The 17,919-nt window shown below is 38.1% G+C and carries 13 protein-coding genes; 11 read left to right on the plus strand and 2 right to left on the minus strand.

What is annotated here, in order from left to right; genetic code table 11:
• Positions 1-101 precede the first annotated feature (101 nt).
• The 6 genes from NU887_RS02595 (at position 102) to NU887_RS02620 (ending at position 7,219) form a co-directional block, all read left to right on the plus strand.
• Positions 102-821, plus strand: a complete 720-nt coding sequence (locus NU887_RS02595; RefSeq protein ID WP_258421795.1) for a YceI family protein — start codon at positions 102-104, stop codon at positions 819-821.
• Between the two features lie 79 nt (positions 822-900).
• Positions 901-2,151, plus strand: coding sequence for an anthranilate synthase component I family protein (locus NU887_RS02600; RefSeq protein ID WP_258421796.1), 1,251 nt, complete (start codon positions 901-903; stop codon positions 2,149-2,151).
• A 3-nt stretch (positions 2,152-2,154) separates the two neighbouring features.
• On the plus strand, positions 2,155-3,237 hold the full coding sequence (gene dinB, locus NU887_RS02605) for a DNA polymerase IV (protein ID WP_258421797.1): 1,083 nt from the start codon (positions 2,155-2,157) through the stop codon (positions 3,235-3,237).
• Between the two features lie 230 nt (positions 3,238-3,467).
• Complete coding sequence (locus NU887_RS02610; RefSeq protein WP_258421798.1) at positions 3,468-5,966, plus strand: hypothetical protein; 2,499 nt, start codon at positions 3,468-3,470, stop codon at positions 5,964-5,966.
• A gap of 44 nt (positions 5,967-6,010) precedes the next feature.
• A complete protein-coding gene (locus tag NU887_RS02615; RefSeq protein WP_258421799.1) occupies positions 6,011-6,745 on the plus strand; it encodes a GIY-YIG nuclease family protein in 735 nt (244 codons plus the stop codon).
• An 84-nt stretch (positions 6,746-6,829) separates the two neighbouring features.
• Positions 6,830-7,219 (plus strand): helix-turn-helix domain-containing protein, encoded by a 390-nt coding sequence (locus tag NU887_RS02620; RefSeq protein WP_258421800.1) that lies wholly within the window; start codon positions 6,830-6,832, stop codon positions 7,217-7,219.
• A 92-nt stretch (positions 7,220-7,311) separates the two neighbouring features.
• Here NU887_RS02620 and NU887_RS02625 read toward each other — a convergent pair whose 3' ends face one another.
• Positions 7,312-7,653 carry an antibiotic biosynthesis monooxygenase family protein gene (locus NU887_RS02625; protein WP_258421801.1) on the minus strand — a complete coding sequence of 114 codons (342 nt, stop codon included), beginning with the start codon at positions 7,651-7,653 and terminating at the stop codon, positions 7,312-7,314.
• A gap of 571 nt (positions 7,654-8,224) precedes the next feature.
• Between NU887_RS02625 and NU887_RS02630 the strand changes: the two genes are divergently transcribed.
• Positions 8,225-8,920: a hypothetical protein gene (locus NU887_RS02630; RefSeq protein WP_258421802.1), complete on the plus strand. Its 696-nt coding sequence runs from the start codon at positions 8,225-8,227 to the stop codon at positions 8,918-8,920.
• Between the two features lie 131 nt (positions 8,921-9,051).
• The gene (locus tag NU887_RS02635) at positions 9,052-12,270 is read left to right on the plus strand and encodes a S41 family peptidase (RefSeq protein WP_258421803.1); all 3,219 of its coding nucleotides are present in this window, start codon (positions 9,052-9,054) and stop codon (positions 12,268-12,270) included.
• Between the two features lie 335 nt (positions 12,271-12,605).
• On the opposite strand, the gene NU887_RS02640 is transcribed toward NU887_RS02635, so the two are convergent.
• Positions 12,606-13,826: a DUF2254 domain-containing protein gene (locus tag NU887_RS02640; protein WP_258421804.1), complete on the minus strand. Its 1,221-nt coding sequence runs from the start codon at positions 13,824-13,826 to the stop codon at positions 12,606-12,608.
• Positions 13,827-14,207: 381 nt separating this feature from the next.
• Here NU887_RS02640 and NU887_RS02645 point away from each other — a divergent pair, with 381 nt between their 5' ends.
• From NU887_RS02645 to NU887_RS02655, 3 genes are read left to right on the plus strand one after another with little or no spacing between them, the layout of a single operon-like run.
• Positions 14,208-15,113: a patatin-like phospholipase family protein gene (locus NU887_RS02645; RefSeq protein ID WP_258421805.1), complete on the plus strand. Its 906-nt coding sequence runs from the start codon at positions 14,208-14,210 to the stop codon at positions 15,111-15,113.
• A 10-nt stretch (positions 15,114-15,123) separates the two neighbouring features.
• Complete coding sequence (locus NU887_RS02650) at positions 15,124-16,383, plus strand: hypothetical protein (RefSeq protein WP_258421806.1); 1,260 nt, start codon at positions 15,124-15,126, stop codon at positions 16,381-16,383.
• A 7-nt stretch (positions 16,384-16,390) separates the two neighbouring features.
• Positions 16,391-17,881, plus strand: coding sequence for a Dyp-type peroxidase (locus tag NU887_RS02655; RefSeq protein ID WP_258421807.1), 1,491 nt, complete (start codon positions 16,391-16,393; stop codon positions 17,879-17,881).
• Positions 17,882-17,919 lie beyond the last annotated feature (38 nt).

A 17,919-nucleotide genomic window follows, 5' to 3' on the forward strand; every position in this document is an offset into this window, starting at 1 on the left:
TTTGGATTATCTGAACTTTTTTATCTGAAAATAGTTTTATGTGTATATACATCAATGTGTATACACATAATCTATTTAAAAAATCAAACCATTCCCACAGTATGAAATTATTACAACAAACAGGTTTAATTATTGCGCTTGCGCTGATTGTCGTGTCTTGCGGCAAACCAAGTGACACAGTTGATGCAACTGAAGCTGCTGAAGTAGCTGAGGCAACAGGCAAAACACTTGCCATTGATCCTTCCACAAGCACTATCAACTGGAGAGGTTACAAGCCAACAGGTCAGCATTATGGATTCATCCCTGTGACTTCAGGTGAAGTGACTGTTCAAGGTGAAGAACTTACCGGTGCCAAATTTGTATTTGACATCACAGGATTGAAAATCCAGGATATGGAAGAATCAAATGAATTTTATGGAAAACTTTGGGGTCACCTTCAGTCTCCTGATTTCTTTGATGCTGCCAACCATCCACAGGCAACATTTGAATTGACTTCTGTAGAGCCTTTTGCTGCAGGTGCCATTGCTGACAAAGAAGAATTTGCTTCTGAAAACACGCCGAAGAAAGATTCTGAAGTAGCTCCTTCCAATCCAACCCACTTGATTTCTGGAAACCTGACGATCAGAGGTACTACCAAAAACATCAAATTTCCAGCTTCTGTGTCTATTGTAGACGGTGCAGTGAATGCAACTGCAGGTTTCAATATCGACAGAACTGCTTGGGGTTTGTCTTATGGTGATGAAGCCACTGCAGTCGACAAAGCCAAGGATCAATTTATCTACAATACAGTTTCTGTAGGTTTTGACATCAAAGCAAACTAAACCAACTCAGTATATATATCCAAAAGAGGAAGCCGAAAGGTTTCCTCTTTTTTTTGTGCCAATGCGTTACTTTTGTTGCATGTCAGAAAAATTTGAATTCCCAATTCCTGATCATCCTGATTGGAAAAACCATTTGCTCAGGTGGTTTGACCTGAATTATAGCTACTTTTCATTTTTTCAAAACAATCAGATATCCTACCCACATGGTGGTTTTTCAAATGAGATTTTGGCAGGACAGCGGACGATGACTTTGGAAGAAACTGACCAATATTATGGCAAGAAAGAGCTGGTGGGTATCATCAGTTACGATTACAAAAACAAGGTTGAAAAACTCCGGAGCAATAATCCTGTACCGGTCGATTGTCCTGAATCCTTATTTTTTATTCCCGAAATCAAGATAGAAATCGGCAAGAACAATTTCACTGTTTTTCACCCTGAAGGAAAAAGAATAGGAGAAGAAATCAGGGAGTCAATACAAGTGATTTTGAACAATCCCAAAGTAAAAGTGAACCCTTTGACTACCGAACAGGACTATTTCTCTGCCATCAAAGCCATTCAAAACCATATCGAAGAAGGGGATATGTATGAGTTGAATTTTTGCATGGCTTTTAACTTTGAAAGTCAAAATTGGAATCCGATTACCGGTTTTAGGGATTTGATGGAAAAGTCTCCGATGCCTTTTTCCTCCTTATTCAAAGCAAAGGACAAATACCTCATCGGAGCCTCTCCGGAGAGATTTCTCAAAAAAGCAGGAAACAAACTCATCGCCCAACCGATCAAAGGCACGATCAAAAGAGGCAAAGATGCTGCTGAAGATGAAATTCTTAAAAACCAATTGCTAAACTCCGAAAAGGAACGGGCCGAAAACCTCATGATTGTCGACCTAATGCGGAATGACCTTTCCAAAATCTCCGAAACAGGTTCTGTGGATGTGGAGGAGCTTTTTGGTGTCTATCCCTTTGCCAAAGTCCATCAGATGATCTCGACGGTGAGTTCCACTATTAAAAATGAGGTGGGTCTCAAGGAAATTTTCCATGCCACATTTCCGATGGGGAGCATGACAGGCGCACCAAAAATCAAGTGCATGGAATTGATCGAGCAGTATGAAAATTTCCAGAGAGGATGGTTTTCAGGAACTTTGGGACATATTCATCCAAATGGAGATTTTGATTTCAATGTGGTTATTCGAAGTATTATTTTTGATCGAAATGCAGGCAAAGGATATTTTGCCGTAGGCTCAGCGATTACATATGACGCGGATGCAGGATATGAATATGAAGAGTGTCTGCTTAAAGCTTCGGCCATTATGGAGGTTTTGGAAGGAAAATAGCTTATGGAAAACGTCAGGAAAATCATACATGTCGACATGGACGCTTTCTATGCATCCGTGGAGCAGATGGACAATCCTGACCTGAGGGGAAAGCCCCTTGCCGTAGGCGGAAACAGGGAAAGGGGAGTGGTAGCTGCAGCTTCCTATGAAGCCAGAAAATACGGTGTCCGCTCGGCCATGTCCGGCAAAATGGCCGCCTTGAAATGTCCCCATTTGATTTTCGTACCACCCAGATTTGATCGATATAAAGAGATTTCCAATCAGATCAGGGAGATTTTTTATGCTTACACTGATTTGGTCGAACCGCTTGCGTTGGATGAGGCTTTTTTGGATGTGACAGAAAACAAAGTGAACAATCCTTCTGCTACAAGAATTGCCTTAGAAATCCGAAAACGCATCAAAGAAGAAGTTGGATTGAATGCCTCGGCGGGAATATCCTACAACAAGTTTTTGGCAAAAACTGCCTCTGATATCAACAAACCCAATGGCCAGGCTGTCATCTTGCCCAAGGATGCAGAAGCTTTTTTGGAGAAGTTGCCGATTGAGCGGTTTTTTGGAATCGGAAAAGTGACTGCCGACAAGATGAAAGAACTCGGCATCCACAACGGTTTTGACCTCAAACAATTTTCACTGCAATACTTAACCAAACGGTTTGGGAAATCAGGTCTTCACTTTTACAACATTGTCCGTGGCATCCACCTGAGCGAAGTCCAACCTAACCGCATCCGGAAATCGCTGAGTGCTGAAAATACTTTTGAAACTGATTTGGCTAAAATGGAAGAGTGGCTGATTGAATTGGAGGAGATTTTCGAAGAACTCAAACGACGCATCAGCCGAAGCGGGATCAAGGGAAGAACTGTCACCCTCAAGATTAAATACCACGATTTTACTGTTCAGACGAGAAGCAAGACTTTTGAGCAATTTACCGAACCCGAAAAAATCTGGGAAACCACCTTGGAACTCCTCAATCAAGAAGATCTCAAATCCCCAGTCCGCCTCTTCGGCATCGGCATCTCCAATCTCAATGTCGAGGAAGAAAGTCTATATGTAGGCAAGCAGTTGTGGATTGAATTTGGGGAGTTTTGAGGTAAATGGACTAATCTCTAAAATCCAAGACTTAAGAAATTGAGTACTTGACCCAAAGAGGTTGCTTTTTCTGGCTAAATGAAGGATATTGTCATTAAGTTTTTATTCACTGAACTATTTTAGGATAATAAAAAACTCCACAAGTCAAAAGAGGAATTGAAAAAGCATTTTTGAAAGTAAAGTCAATTTAAAGGAGGAAAGTTTTTTTTGAAATAGGATTGATCGAATTGATGAAAAAAAAGTTCGATTTTTTTTCCTATCCAAATGGCTTTTCGGGAAAAGAAAGAAGTCAAAATTTAAAATTTTGTAAAATGCTGGGACATCATATTTCAAAAGAACAAGTTATTATAATGCTAGAACAAATTTTCGCATTACGTGAGGATGGTTTATACTCTTTAATAATTGGATTTTTGCCAACAATTATTGCGATTTCTTATCCACTAATTGCACAAACTATTTCTAAAGTCAATGAAACATATAACTCAAGCCAAATCGTTGAATATTTCAATAAAAATCATATTTATAAAAATTTTAGAATTGTCCTTATCATCTCGTTAATATTATCAGGATTAACTTTTTTTAACCACTATATAATTGATGTTTTAGCCTTTATTTCTTGTGTAATTTTAATTATTTATTTTATCAAGTTAATTGACTTAGTTTTAACTATTTATAATCCAAAAGAACTTTTCGACCATATTAATAAAGAATCAAAAATTGATTTATTAGATAGAAATTTTATTATAGGTAATCTTATAGAATCGCAGAAACATTATCATAAAATAATTGAAGAATATTTTGAGATAATTACTGAATTGTATTGTTACAGTATAAGAATTGAAAATTTCACTTTGCAGTCAAACATAAAGGATAAATTTTTTTTAAAAGTATCATCTGTAGGAAAATATATAAAGTCAAAAACCAATGAACAAATTGATTTTGAAGCAATAATTTTCAATAATAATTTTAAGATAATAGAAACCTTTGTTATAGATATAAAACTAGAAACAAGGTACAAACCAATTGATTTTTTTTCATCTACTTATTACTTTGATTATAGTATTGATGAAACTGGACCAACTCCCTTAAGTAACGAAACATTGAGGGCAATCTGGAGATATATAATTCTATTGATTAAAACAAAAAAATTTAACGTATTAAATAAATTGTGGGAGATAAATTTTAGTTATTTAAACTTATATCTTAATAGATCATATTTGAAATATGATGAAAATTCCAAAATAACCAAGGAAAGTGAAAGGAAAAATAATTTAATTATTGATTTCCGGAATCGGTTAAACGAGTTTAACATTTCTTTTTTGGCTCTATTGTATTATAAGAAAAAATATAAGTTGATTGATAAACTTTTGTTCCAAACAGATAGCCAGCCTCCAAAATTATTTTTAAGCAAATTTAGTTTTGATCAAATTTTAAAATGGAATTTAGATTTTAGAAAAGATAGTTTTGAAAGGAACTGGAATGTTTCTTATTATTTCGATGATCTTGAGTTTGATTCAATAGGGTTTCAAAAAGATTCGAAGTATTATATTTCTGAATTTTGTTTGATTCTTCTCCTTTTTAAATGGATTGATGATTATGGCCTTCATTTAAGAGTCGATAATCCAACGTTATCAATACCTGATAATCTGAATCTAAAAAAATCACTGATTTACAAGTTACCATTCCTGATCAGACAGTTAAAAAAAATTCTTGATAACAAAAATTTAATAACAAAAACTAATTTACAGAAGATAACTAGAAGAAATTGTTTTCTATCTGGTATAAAATATCCGATCGATTTTTTGGAAGAATATAGAATGAATTTAGAAAACCAATTTGAAATCCAACTTGGTACAGGACCATTAGATAATTCTAAAATCAAAGAATTAAAGGAATACACAGTCAACCAAATTAAATCGGTTTACGATAACCTTAGCAGAATTAAAGGAAATGATGTCACAAAAGAAAAAAGGGATAGCATTAGTGATTTTATGGAGGTAATTAGAGGTACGAGAATTCCTCTTAATAGAGAAGCCTTTCTTGAAAATTCTACTGTTCATTATATCGATTATGACAAGACCCTAGGCAGATATATAAAAAATGAATATAATGACCACTTCTTGTCAAAAATATCTCTTTTGTCTAGTAAAACTTATATGGTTGAATATAAAGAATTATTTAATGCGGTTGATTTGTTGCAAATCAATAAGGAATCCCACTTAATAATTGCAGTCAACTTAAATTTGGATTATTTAAATTCATTTTTAAAGTTAGAGCTTTCGGAATGCCAAGAAGGTTTAGAAGATTATAGGTACAAAGATATTCCAATTTTTTCTTATAGCGGTGGGCGATCAAGAACTGGTCAACTTTATGTTTTTAATAAAGAAAATAAACCAATGATTAAACATAAAGATTGGAAAGAGATTAATGGACCAACCCAAGAATTTATTTCAAGATGGAAAAAAATGGAATTAATTGATGAAGATCTAAAAATCTACTATCAGCACACAGAAATTAAAGATGATAAAGAACTTTTGAAGGAATATTTGGAAAGCTCTCAATTTAATAAGGAGGAATTATTAAAAATGGTACAATTTGATGTTGACTTTATGGGATATTGTTGGTTTCCTAAAGACATAAAAATTGTAAATATCTCTCAAGGAGATATGTTCAAGCAAGGGGGAAATTTGAACAAATTGGAGGAAATAGAGCCTTTTGACAAAAATTAACTTCTAAATCACATCTCAGAATTGAAGTCTAATTCTCTTATTTTATGAAAAAAAAAGTTCTTTCAAATTTGTCACCAAAGCAACTGAGACAACATTTGGATTCGAAAAAGAGGAATGCTAATGTAAAAACCATATCTGAGTCAATCTCGAAAGAAAATCCTACACTTGGAGAATTTATCATGCGACATAAATTAGATAAGTCATTGTTTTTTGATGCCAACAAAAACCAAATATCTTCTGTTTATGGGCAAATGATAAAGCAGGGTAAACAATTTGCTTACAATACAATCCCATGTTATCAGGGTCATACATATAGAGATCGTAAAAATCATTGTTTGATTTGCAACACTTCAAGGATTACTTTTCAATTAAGGAATTCATCTGAAGGTTTTGTTTATATCGCAGGAAGTGTGAGGAAACGGATGATGAAAATTGGTGTAACTGATAAGATTTTTAGTCGTGAAAGCAGTTTAAATAAAAGCGGATATGCTGACACAGATGATTGGAAGATACTTTATTGGTTTTATTCTGAAAAAATTGGTGAGATCGAAAATGAAGTAAAAAGTAAGTTGAAAGTTCATAATACTTTAGTTCCTTTTCTCAAATATTCAAAAGAACATAAAATTGCAGAGGAGGTGTTTTTTTGTGGTTTTGATAGAATTTTTACAGCGCTAAAGGGAGTGATACACGATAATGGTATTGCAATTTCTCAAGAACTATTGAAGTCAGATCATATATCTTCTTATCAGTTTAGAAATTGGGTGAAATTAAAAAAGTAAAAATTTTTGAGTTTTTTAAATTAACCTTTTCTAATTTTTTTAACATCTGTAGATATAATTGTATTGATTATTTATTTTGAATTCATGAAATGGGATAAAATCATCACTACCGAAAAGGAATATGAGGCTGCCTTGAATAGGTTGGCCAAGGTTTTTGAAGCTCATCAAGATAGCCCTGAGGGAATGGAAGCGGAATTGTTGGTTACACTGATTGAAAAGTTTGAAAAAGAACACTACCCAATCAATTTACCAGACCCAATTATAGCAATCAGAGAAGCTATTGAAATGAAGGGTTTAAAAGAAAAAGACCTAATTCCTGCAATAGGCAGTAAAACTACTGTTAGTCTTGTACTCAATCGCAAGAGGGCAATGACTGTAGATATGATCAGAAATCTCAAAGAATTACTCGGACTGCCTTTGGAAGTCCTCATCCAACCCTATGAACTGAATGGTGAGCGGGAATTGGTGAAATGAGGATAAGAAAACTTGATTTATTTTGAAATCAGAATTGTGTCCTTAAATCCTTAAATCCTTAAATCCTTCCAATCTTCGAATCTTCCAATTTTTCAATTTTCCAATTCAAACCCATAATCCCTTTCGACCAAACAAATCCTTGTTTTGTAGGAGGAATACCATTTTTCCCTACCCATTCGCTGTGCAAAGAGGTGTTCACTGACCATTTTCCAGTTGCGGATGGCATCGAGGCTTTCCCAATAGCTGACCGTGATGCCAAGTCCAACTCTCGCGGATTCGTGCCCGAGATAGCCTGATTGCTTTTTTGCAAGTTCGACCATTTGATCCGCCATTTCACCATAACCATCATCCACTTCTGTACGGAGGCTGGTGAAAATAACTGCATAGTAAGGCGGGGAAGGTGTATAGGCAATAGCGTTTACTTCTTTATTCATTTCAGAATCTGGGATGTTTTTTCCCAAATTTGGATATTTAATCATGAAATTTAATCTCTTAATCGCTTTGTTTTTTTCATTAGGCTTTTATTTCAAAGCCCAAAATGTCCATTCGATGTGAATGGAAGTAAGTTATGGGTTTATCATCCCTCATTCCCCAGAACTCAGTCAAATTTCCCAATCCAAGTCTTTTGGATTCCCGGTTCATTACTAAAATCTGAATTAAAAGGAATTGAATTTATTCTAGTTCAGTTAATATTTATCACCTTAAAAGTAAGTCTTTTCTGGTATGATTAGATTTGAATTTTTTTCTAACAAAACCGAGTATTACAATGGTCTTTACAAAAAAAATCATTTCGTCTATTAGATTAATGAAAATAACTAATTGTTGGGTTATTCAATTTTCATGGTAGTATAAATATCACATACCTGATACCATGAAATTCATTTCACATTCAGAATGCTGTAAGATTATTTTATTTTGGCACATAGTTTTCATATATTTAAAGAAATCGATTTATCTTTTTGATTATAAAAATTTTTATTGGAGTAAACTAAAGCCTTTACAGATATGAGACCATCCCTCACTTTATTCTTTACTTTCCTATATTTCTTTGCCAATGGGCAGGAAATTAAAGGAAATATCGCAAATCATGAAAAATCCGAAATGGATATGGTTTTGATGCTTTTTGGGATGGATTATCCGATTTCAATAGGGTCTGTTGATAAAAAAGGTCAGTTTACAGCAAATCTTGAAAATATCAGCTTGGATCAAATTCCTGAAGAAAACAGGTCAATGTCAATAGGGCCTCTCTATTTTAATTTTCATTTTAATTGTAATAGTCCTGAGGATTTTGGTGGAAATGCTGAAAAACTGGCAGCAAGACAGGATTATGTCAGGTTGACAGAAAAGGGAGATTGGTCAGGTACAGTTTTTTTAGTTTCTGATGAAGGGATTAAATCCTGGCTTGAAGACCCCGGATATATTAATGCTGTTAAAGGGTCTTTTTATGAAGTGATGTATGTAGATGAGGATATAAGTTTAAATGTAACTTGTAAAAGCAGTGTTTATGCTGCCGATGATGAGGAAGTTGAAACTGAATACAGTTTTGATATCGAATTGAAAAAGGGCTTTAATTGGGTTGAATATACCATTCTTGAAGTGCATGAAACCGACCCTAACATCAGGGCTTCATTTCCTTCCAAAGTAACTATCACCAACATGAGAGATCCTTCCAAGATGATGTGGATAGGCAAGTATTACTGAAATCCAACCCTATCATTTTTAAATTACCAGGAATGGTCTTTAATCAAATAATCTGCATCCAAAGTAATTTTTGCTTTTAGGTAGTAGCCTTTTTTCTATTTTTAGCGCTAGTTTAATAATTTGTCCAAATCATGCAAGGAAAATTCACTTGGATGAGCATTTTCTTGCTCTCCCTTTCATTTCAAATAATAGCCCAAGAATCTCCAAAATGGCTGCGTTATCCTTCCATTTCTCCGGACGGTTCACAGATTGTTTTTACTTACAAAGGCGACTTATACATCATTCCTTCCTCGGGAGGTAAAGCAATCCAGTTGACTTTCCATGAAGCGCATGATTTTATGCCTGTGTGGAGCAAAGACGGCAGCAAGATCGCTTTTGCGTCGGATCGGTATGGTAATTTTGATGTCTATGTTATGAGTTCTACAGGAGGAGATGCGAAGCGTCTGACCTACCATTCCAATGATGAGATGCCCTATTCATTTTCGGCGGATGACCAGACTGTCATGTTTGGTGGCGTAAGGCAGGATCTTGCCGAGCACCGCCAATATCCCACGGGATCGCAACCGGAATTGTACGAGGTTCCTGTCAAAGGAGGCAGGGTAGACCAGGTTTGGACAATTCCTTCAGAATATGTGCAGGTAAGTGCTGATGGTAAAAAGATGATCTACCATGACAAAAAAGGCGGTGAAAATGAATGGCGCAAAAGACACCAATCTGCCATCACCAGGGATATTTGGGTGTATGACGCTGCGAGTAATACCCATAAAATGATCTCGGAATTTGGGGGTGAAGACAGAAATCCTGTTTTCGCACCGGGAGAAAAAGCAGTCTATTACCTCACAGAAGAGAAGGGAAGCTTCAATGTCCAAAAAATGAGTTTGGACAATCCCAACCAAAAAACTGTTTTGACCAGCCTAAAGGATTTTCCTGTCAGGTTCCTGAGTATTTCCAAAACTGGTCTGATGAGTTTTTCTTATGACGGAGAACTCTACACTTTGAAAGAAGGAGAGCAACCTAAAAAAGTGGCTGTTTCCATTACCACCCAACGTATTTCGAATGCTGACAGCTACATCAGTATCAATGGCGGCGTAAGGGAAATGTCTATTTCACCTGACGGAAAAGAAATCGCCTTTATCGCTCGAGGAGAGGTTTTTGTGACTTCTGTAGATGGTTCTCTGACCAAAAGAATTACTAATACACCACAACAGGAGCGTTTTGTACAGTTTGCACCGGATGGCAAATCAATCCTCTATGCAAGTGAAAGGGATGGAAGATGGCAGATTTACCAAACCAAAAAGATAAGAGAGATGGAGGAGATGTTCTTTTTCGCAAGTACCTTATTGAAAGAGGAAGTTTTGGTGAGTTCAGAAGTTGACAATTACCAGCCTGTCCTTTCACCTGACGGCAAAAAATTGGCTTTTGTAGAAGGAAGAAGAACGTTGAAAGTCATGGACATGGCTACGAAAACCTCCGTGACCTTGATGACTCCGGAGCAACTTTACCATATGGGAGACGGTGACCAATATTTTACCTGGAGTCCTGACAGCAAGTGGCTTTTAGCAGAATTCAATCCTACCATGGCCAATGGAGAAGTGGTGCTATTGGATGCTTCAGGCAAAAAAGCCATGGAAAACCTTACACAAAGTGGATATGGAGACAGCAGACCCAAGTGGGTCAATGGCGGAAAGCAGTTGATCTGGTTCAGTAACAGGGACGGTTTGAAGAGCTTTTCAACGAGTGGTGCTGCTCAAAACGACGTCTATACCCTTTTCCTGACTAAGGAAGCTTACGACAGATTCCGTTTGAACAAAGAAGAATTTGACCTGTTAAAAGAAATTGAGAAAGCAGGGAAAGAGGAAAAGAAGGACGAAAAAAAGGAAACTCCCAAAGTGGAAGACATCAAAATTGATTGGGAAGATCTGAGGGAAAGGAAAGCCAAATTGACAATCCATTCGTCTTCTTTGGGCGATGCAGTCATTGACAAAGATGGCGAGAAACTTTTTTACCTTGCCCGGTTTGAAAAAGGGATGAACCTTTGGAGTACCGATCTTCGCACCAAGGATACCAAGATGGAATTGAAACTCGATGCGGGATTTGGTAGGTTAGAGTGGGACAAAGAGATGAAAAACCTGTACCTCCTTGCGGATGGTAGCATCTCCAAAATTACCGACAAAGGCACCAAAAGAGAGCAGATCAAAATCGCCGGGGAAATGACTTTGGATACCGATGCGGAGCGTGCAGAGATGTTTGAGCATATTAAAATCCGCACAAAAGGAGCTTTCTACACACCTGATTTTCATGGAGTGGATTGGGATGCCTTGACCGCCCAATATGAAAAATACCTTCCATATATCGGAAACAGCTATGAGTTTGCCGAGATGGTTTCTGAGTTGATCGGCGAACTGAATGTCTCGCATGCCGGAGCGCGGTTTAGCCGAAGCATACCACAGGCTGATGCCACAGCATCTTTGGGGATTTTTATGGACTATTCTTTCAAAAATCCCGGAATCAAAATCGTTGAAGTGCTCAAGGGCGGACCTTTGGACAAATCTGGCATGAACATCCAAAGCGGCATGGTCATCGAGAAAATTGACGGAGAAAGTATTGCCTTGGACAAAGACATTGCCCAATACCTCAACAGAAAATCCGGCAAATTCACTTTGATCGAAGTATTGGACCCAAAGACAAATACCCGTCGACAGGTCACTGTGAAGCCGATCAGTTTGGGTGAGGAGAACCAATTGCTATACAAGCGATGGGTAAAGAAAAACCAGGAAGAAGTGGACAGGTTGAGCAACGGGACTTTGGGCTATGTCCATATTCCCGGAATGTCAGATGGGCCATACAGAACCACCTACGAAGAAATGATGGGCAAATACCATGACCGAAAAGGAGTCATCGTGGATACAAGATTCAATGGTGGAGGAGATTTGGTGGCGGATTTGGCCATGTTCTTTACCGGAGAAAAATTCATCACCTATGCCACTGAAGACAGGGAAGTAGGTTATGAACCGACATTTCGTTGGACCAAGCCGACTTTGGCGATGTTCAACGAAAGCAACTATTCCGATGGACATTGTTTTGCCTGTGGCTATACTGACCTGAAAATCGGCAAAACCGTCGGCATGCCTACTCCGGGAACCTGCTCATTTGCAGGTTGGGAAATGTTGCCGGATGGCGGCAGATGGGGAATGGTTCCGATTTCTGCCAAAGACAAATCAGGCAATTGGATGGAAAACAACGAAACCAAGCCGCAGTTCCAAGTCAAAAACATGCCGGGACAAATCGACAAAGGCAAAGACCAACAGTTGGAAAAAGCCGTGGAGGAATTGATGAAGGATGTGAAGTAAACTTTGAGAAGCGAGAGACGAGAAGAGAGACTGATCCGTTATTCTGAGGGAGGCACGACCTAAGAATCTCTGACTAAAACCGAGTGGAAAGACATGAAAAATTAAGTAAACAAACATTATCTATCAATTCCTCTTTTAGGGTTTTAGAGCCCTTCCTAATCATTCGTGCTTACATAGATCCCCTTTCAAAACCTTGGTTAAACAGTGGTTTTGGAAGGGTTTTTTATCAAAAAATAAAGAAGCACCATCAATACCTGAGTATTAAGTATACCTGATTAGAATTGTTTTTTTGGTGAAAAGATGTTGATTTTAAGTTGGTAAATTTATCCCCTGCATTAGGATAAATCTCCCTGATCTATTTCCTCCTCTACCGATTTCAAAAGTTTATACAATGGAGCACTTGAAAGAATGGTTGACAATTGCCCAAGAAGGAGTTGGAATTCCTGTTGGAGCATCCGGTCTTCTTTGCCATAATCCCAAATCGGGAAGATCACCCTTGCAAAGAGCTCATCAAAGCTCAGTTCCTTGCGATAAACCATATGGGGAATATCATTCCGACTCAAGGCAGAAGGAGGGAAATGTTTGGCACGGTAACCCAGCAAATTAAACAAAGCCCTAAGACTGATGATGGCAGTTCCCGGGTCATTGATTCCTGGACTGAGGGCTTTGATTGCGATTTCTGAAAGCTGTCTCAATCCATATTCGTAATTGCGGCTTACGGATTCCTGTTGGCTCAGAATGACCCCTTCCTGTGCATCTTCCGTTTTGGATTCTGCCAAAACGCGGCTACAGAGGAGGATTGGCTGCCCCCGGAGGACAAAAGTACCCATAGGATAGATAGCCGATAGACTGCACGCATTTTCTTTACAAAAATCCATGATTTCTTTGGTGTCAAAACCTTCAAATATTCCTGATTTGGAAGTTTTGATTACCGATAAAGCTGAAAATCCAATTTTTTTATCTTCCTCAACCATTTCTATGCAGAATTCCTTTAGCCCGTCAAAAGTTGCAGATTCAATGCGCGAAATCACTACATCATATTTGACCGATTGGGTAATAAAATGTAAGAAATAAATGAACAGGAAAATGTCAAAAACGGTGATTGCAGTAAGAGTAATAATGCTTATTGATGGAATCTGGAATGACCCTCCTGTGTCCCTGATAGTACTGAAAAGGAAGAAGGAATAGACTATCGTACCTATATAGACCCCGAGAACAGTTTGCTGAAATCGGTTGCCGATGAGCTTGTCCAATACCCGGTTGCTCATTTGTGAGGCCGCTTGATTGAGTACGATCATCACCATAGAAAAACTGAAAACCGTAAGCGAAATCACCCCTCCGGCTATGGTACCCAATATGCTTCTCGCCGTAGAAGGATCTTTTAATGTCAACCAAGGAAGATCGGTTTTTAGCTGACGACCTGCTTCCGAAAATTCAACTATTAAGAGTAAGATTGCAAAAACCAAAAATAATATACTGATGATTCCCGGTATAAAAGCGATGCTTGAAACAATGAGCCTGTACCTAGCTATCAACCATAACCTGATTTTATCCATAAGTTTAAGGTAATAAATGAACAGCATATTATCTTCAAAATCTCTTGAATTTATTATCTTAGATAAGTTGCAGGAGAACAGGATATATGGCAATTTTCTTGATCGGAGACCGAGGGTGTCAAGAGGACAGGTTTTTGGAGTTCCAATCGGAGGCTTACAATATTGAAATCTTCACCGCTTAAACAGAGGGATAATTCTATTGTTTTTCATTTTCAGCAACTTGAATTATTTTTTCTTTTTGGAATTTTAAAAAGAATTTTTTGAAAAATCCCCAAACAATTTATCAGATCTCACCCGAAAACCTGATTATTCAAATTTTTATTCTATATTCAAAGTACATTTTTATAAGTAAAAGATAAAGATTTTAAGATGTTTTAGCCTATGAAAATCAAAAATCTTGCCCTCAAAGGTGGTGGAGTCAAAGGAATCGCTTATGTAGGAGCCCTAAGGGAAATGGATCGTGCCGGCCTGCTTTCGGGAATCGAGAGGGTAGCAGGGACATCGGTTGGGTCTTTGTTGGCAGGGATGATTTGTGCAGGCTATTCAGTTGATCAGGTTGAAAATTTGCTCAAGCACCATTTTGACCTTAAGAAATTTAAAATAGGTTGGAACCCGCTTCGGATTTTCAAATTTTATGGGCTTTACTCAGGAAAATATATTTTGGATTTTATCCATTCTTATCTTGTTGGATCTCCAAAAAACCTTCCTCCCAATGTTACCTTCCGTCAGATGAAGGAGGCAGGCTGCAAAGAACTTTATGTTTTTGCCTGCGACCTCAACCTCCATACGATTCAGGAATTTTCTTTCCTTAAAACCCCTGAGGTGGTTGTCGCAGAAGCAATCCGTGCTTCGATGTCCATTCCTATGTTTTTCAGGGCATGGAAGTTTAGGGATTCCAATCCTAATGACCATATTTTCGTTGACGGCGGCATTGCTTTCAATTATCCTTTGGGATTTTTTGACAATGAACGATTTGCTCCTTCCCCGGATTTCATATGTGAGGAAGCTATCGGGCTGTACCTGCATGACAAATCAAGCGACAAAGAAGTTGACCTACGTTTTTCCCACCCCTTGAATTTTCTAAAGCAGTTGTTTGAAACACTACTGAATGTCCAAAACATCGATATCGGGTTTGAAACGGCCGAAGGAAACCGGTCTGTCAGGATTGACGGATTGGGGATTCCTTCCACAGATTTCAATCTTTCCCTTCATGATATGGATAGGCTGATCCGCTCAGGTGCAGACCATACGAGGGATTTTTTGAGAAAAAATACAATCATAAATTAAAACATACTTTATGAGGCAAAACTCCATCACCACCATTGTCCCTGTTAAAAAAGATAAGATAGAACTCTTATTGAAATTGCTTGACGGGATAAAAACCGATCTTGATCTTGGAAATCCACCCGAATTTGAAAAACTGAATGTTATCCATTATGCACGATGGGTAGTCATCGACTATGGCAAATCATGGATCGATGATCTCACTCCACGGATTCCCAAACTAGTTTTTGTGGTGGATTTTGATGGAGATGTGGATGTTTTTTTAAAGAGCTTTTGCTCAGATACCTCGGATATCTTGGACAAGGTTTATGGATTTTGTGAAGGATTTCCTGAGGGAGAAAAAAGGACTCCGGAAAGTAGGTTTTCATTCCTTAAAAATAATGTGGTAAAAGACGCAGCCGTTTATATCGGAGCCCCCGGAAGGACAGTGCAACAGATTAAGGACGAAAATAACCTAAGGAATTTTATCAGGAATTACCTTGATTCCAGGGATTGGAAGGATGTTTCAGCGCATACCATCCACAAAAAAATCAAAGAGGAAGTGCTCAAAAAAGAGGAGTTTTTATTTCTCCGAAAAAAAACCAAAATGCCCGGGATCAATTGGCTTGGACTTGTTTTTCTCGGTTTGGTTCTGATTGTATTACTTCCTTTGATTATCGTTTGGCTGCTTATTGTCCATTTTTTCTATGAAAGGAAAGATGTGAACTTCACCAAAAAGAGGAGTGGACTGGACAGTGCCTATTTGGACGAACTTGAAAAATATGAGGACTGGAAAAACCAAAATCAGTTTACCCAACTCGTGGACATGAAGGAAGGAAAAGTAAGGCTGATTACCATCAAGGCTATGTTTGCCCTGTCAAAAGAGTTGATCAAATTTGTCTTTGTCCAAGGAAAACTGATGGGGATCCCTACCATCCATTTTGCCAAATGGGTGATGTTTGAAGACAACTCAAGGGTTTTGTTTTTCAGCAATTTTGACGGAAGCTGGCAGCAATATCTTGGGGACTTTATCGACAATAGCGGGTGGGGTCTGACCGGGATTTTTTCCAACACCAAGGTATTTCCGAAAACCAATTTTTTATTGACTGGAGGGGCTTATGATGAGGAACATTTCCTGGCTTGGAGCAGGAATTCAGAACTGATTACCAATGTCTGGTATTCTGCCTATCCGGATCTTTCGATCAAAAATGTCAATAACAATACTAAAATCAGGGTACAGCTCATGAAATCCCTTTCAGAACGAAAGGCTGCCAAATTCCTCAAACTCATTTGATATCCTTATGACAAAATTAGAACTAGAAGATATTCAAGGCTATATCATCCGCGGTTATGCACATATGATGTATTCGCGATTTGTGTACATCAAAATTACAAACCGCAAGGCTGCCAAAAAATGGCTTGCCAAATCTTGGGCATCCATGACTACTGCAGTCCATGTCCATGACAAATCCAAGATTTCAAGCACCCATTTGAACATAGCTTTTACACACAATGGTCTTGGAGCTCTTGGGATGTATGAGGAAAACCTTAATGCCTTTTCAAGGGAATTCCGTCAGGGAATGATCACCCCCCACAGGACAAGGCTTTTGGGTGATTCAGGTAACAGTGATCCTATCATGTGGAATTGGGGAAATGAAAATATAAAAACCCAAAACCCAGAAATAACCGACCAAGAAGATAAAACCATTCACCTTTGTTTGATGATTTTTGGTAATGACAAAGGAAGTGTTGATGACATTGAAAAAGATAAAATTGTCTGCCTTGATTATTACAAGGAGTTAGAATCACAATTTGAAGAAAATGGTTTGAAGGAACTGTTTTTTATAGATGGGGTTACACAGCCGGAAAACAAGGAGCATTTTGGGTTTAGGGATGGGATTTCGCAACCGATCATAGAAGGTTCGGGAAGGGTAGGTTCCAAAGATGATGTGGTAAAGGCAGGTGAGTTTCTCTTTGGCTATCAAAATGAATTTGGTGTGTATCCCGACACCCCGCTAGTCGTCAAAGATCAGGGAAACCTCAACTTCCTTGCATCCGATGCAGGAGGAAGTGGATTGAAGGATATTGGAAGAAACGGATCTTTTCTAGTTATGCGACAGCTTGAACAGGATGTGAATGGTTTTTGGACCTTTATGAATGAAAAGACAAAGCATCCTGATGGCACTATCAATGTGGAAGAAAGTCTAAAGTTGGGTGCAAAAATTGTAGGAAGATGGCAAAGTGGGGCGCCAATAACGCTTTTTCCTGATAAAGACCCCGGAGTCATCAGTGATATCAATGATTTTGGCTATTCCAAATTTGATCCTGACGGATTGAAATGTCCCTTCGGTTCCCATCTTCGGCGTTCCAACCCCCGAGACAGCGTGGATGACCATGGTGTAAAGGAATCGCTCAAGCTAAGCAAACAGCATAGGATTATTAGAAGGGCAAGGCTTTATGGACAGGTTTTTGAAGGCTCTCCTACCAATAAAAACCCGAAAGGAGAAGTGGGATTGCTGTTTGCCTGCTTTAATGCAGACATCAGTCGGCAGTTTGAGTTTCTCCAATATACTTGGGGCAAGCTCCCCAAAGTCAAAGAACTCTATAATGATCCTGATCCGATAATTGGAGTTAAAGAAAATCCCGAACCAGGAGAAAAACAGAACTTTACAATCCAAGATTGTCCTGTCAACCGGACCATCTCCGACCTGCCAAGATTCATTACTGTCAAAGGCGGTGGATATTTCTTTTTTCCATCTATTAGCACACTTAGGTATTTGGCTACGATTTAAAAGAAAGGCAGGAGACAGAAGATGTGAGACTATTGGAA

This window comes from Aquiflexum gelatinilyticum, from assembly GCF_024741135.1.
Classification (GTDB): Bacteria; Bacteroidota; Bacteroidia; order Cytophagales; family Cyclobacteriaceae; genus Cognataquiflexum; species Cognataquiflexum gelatinilyticum.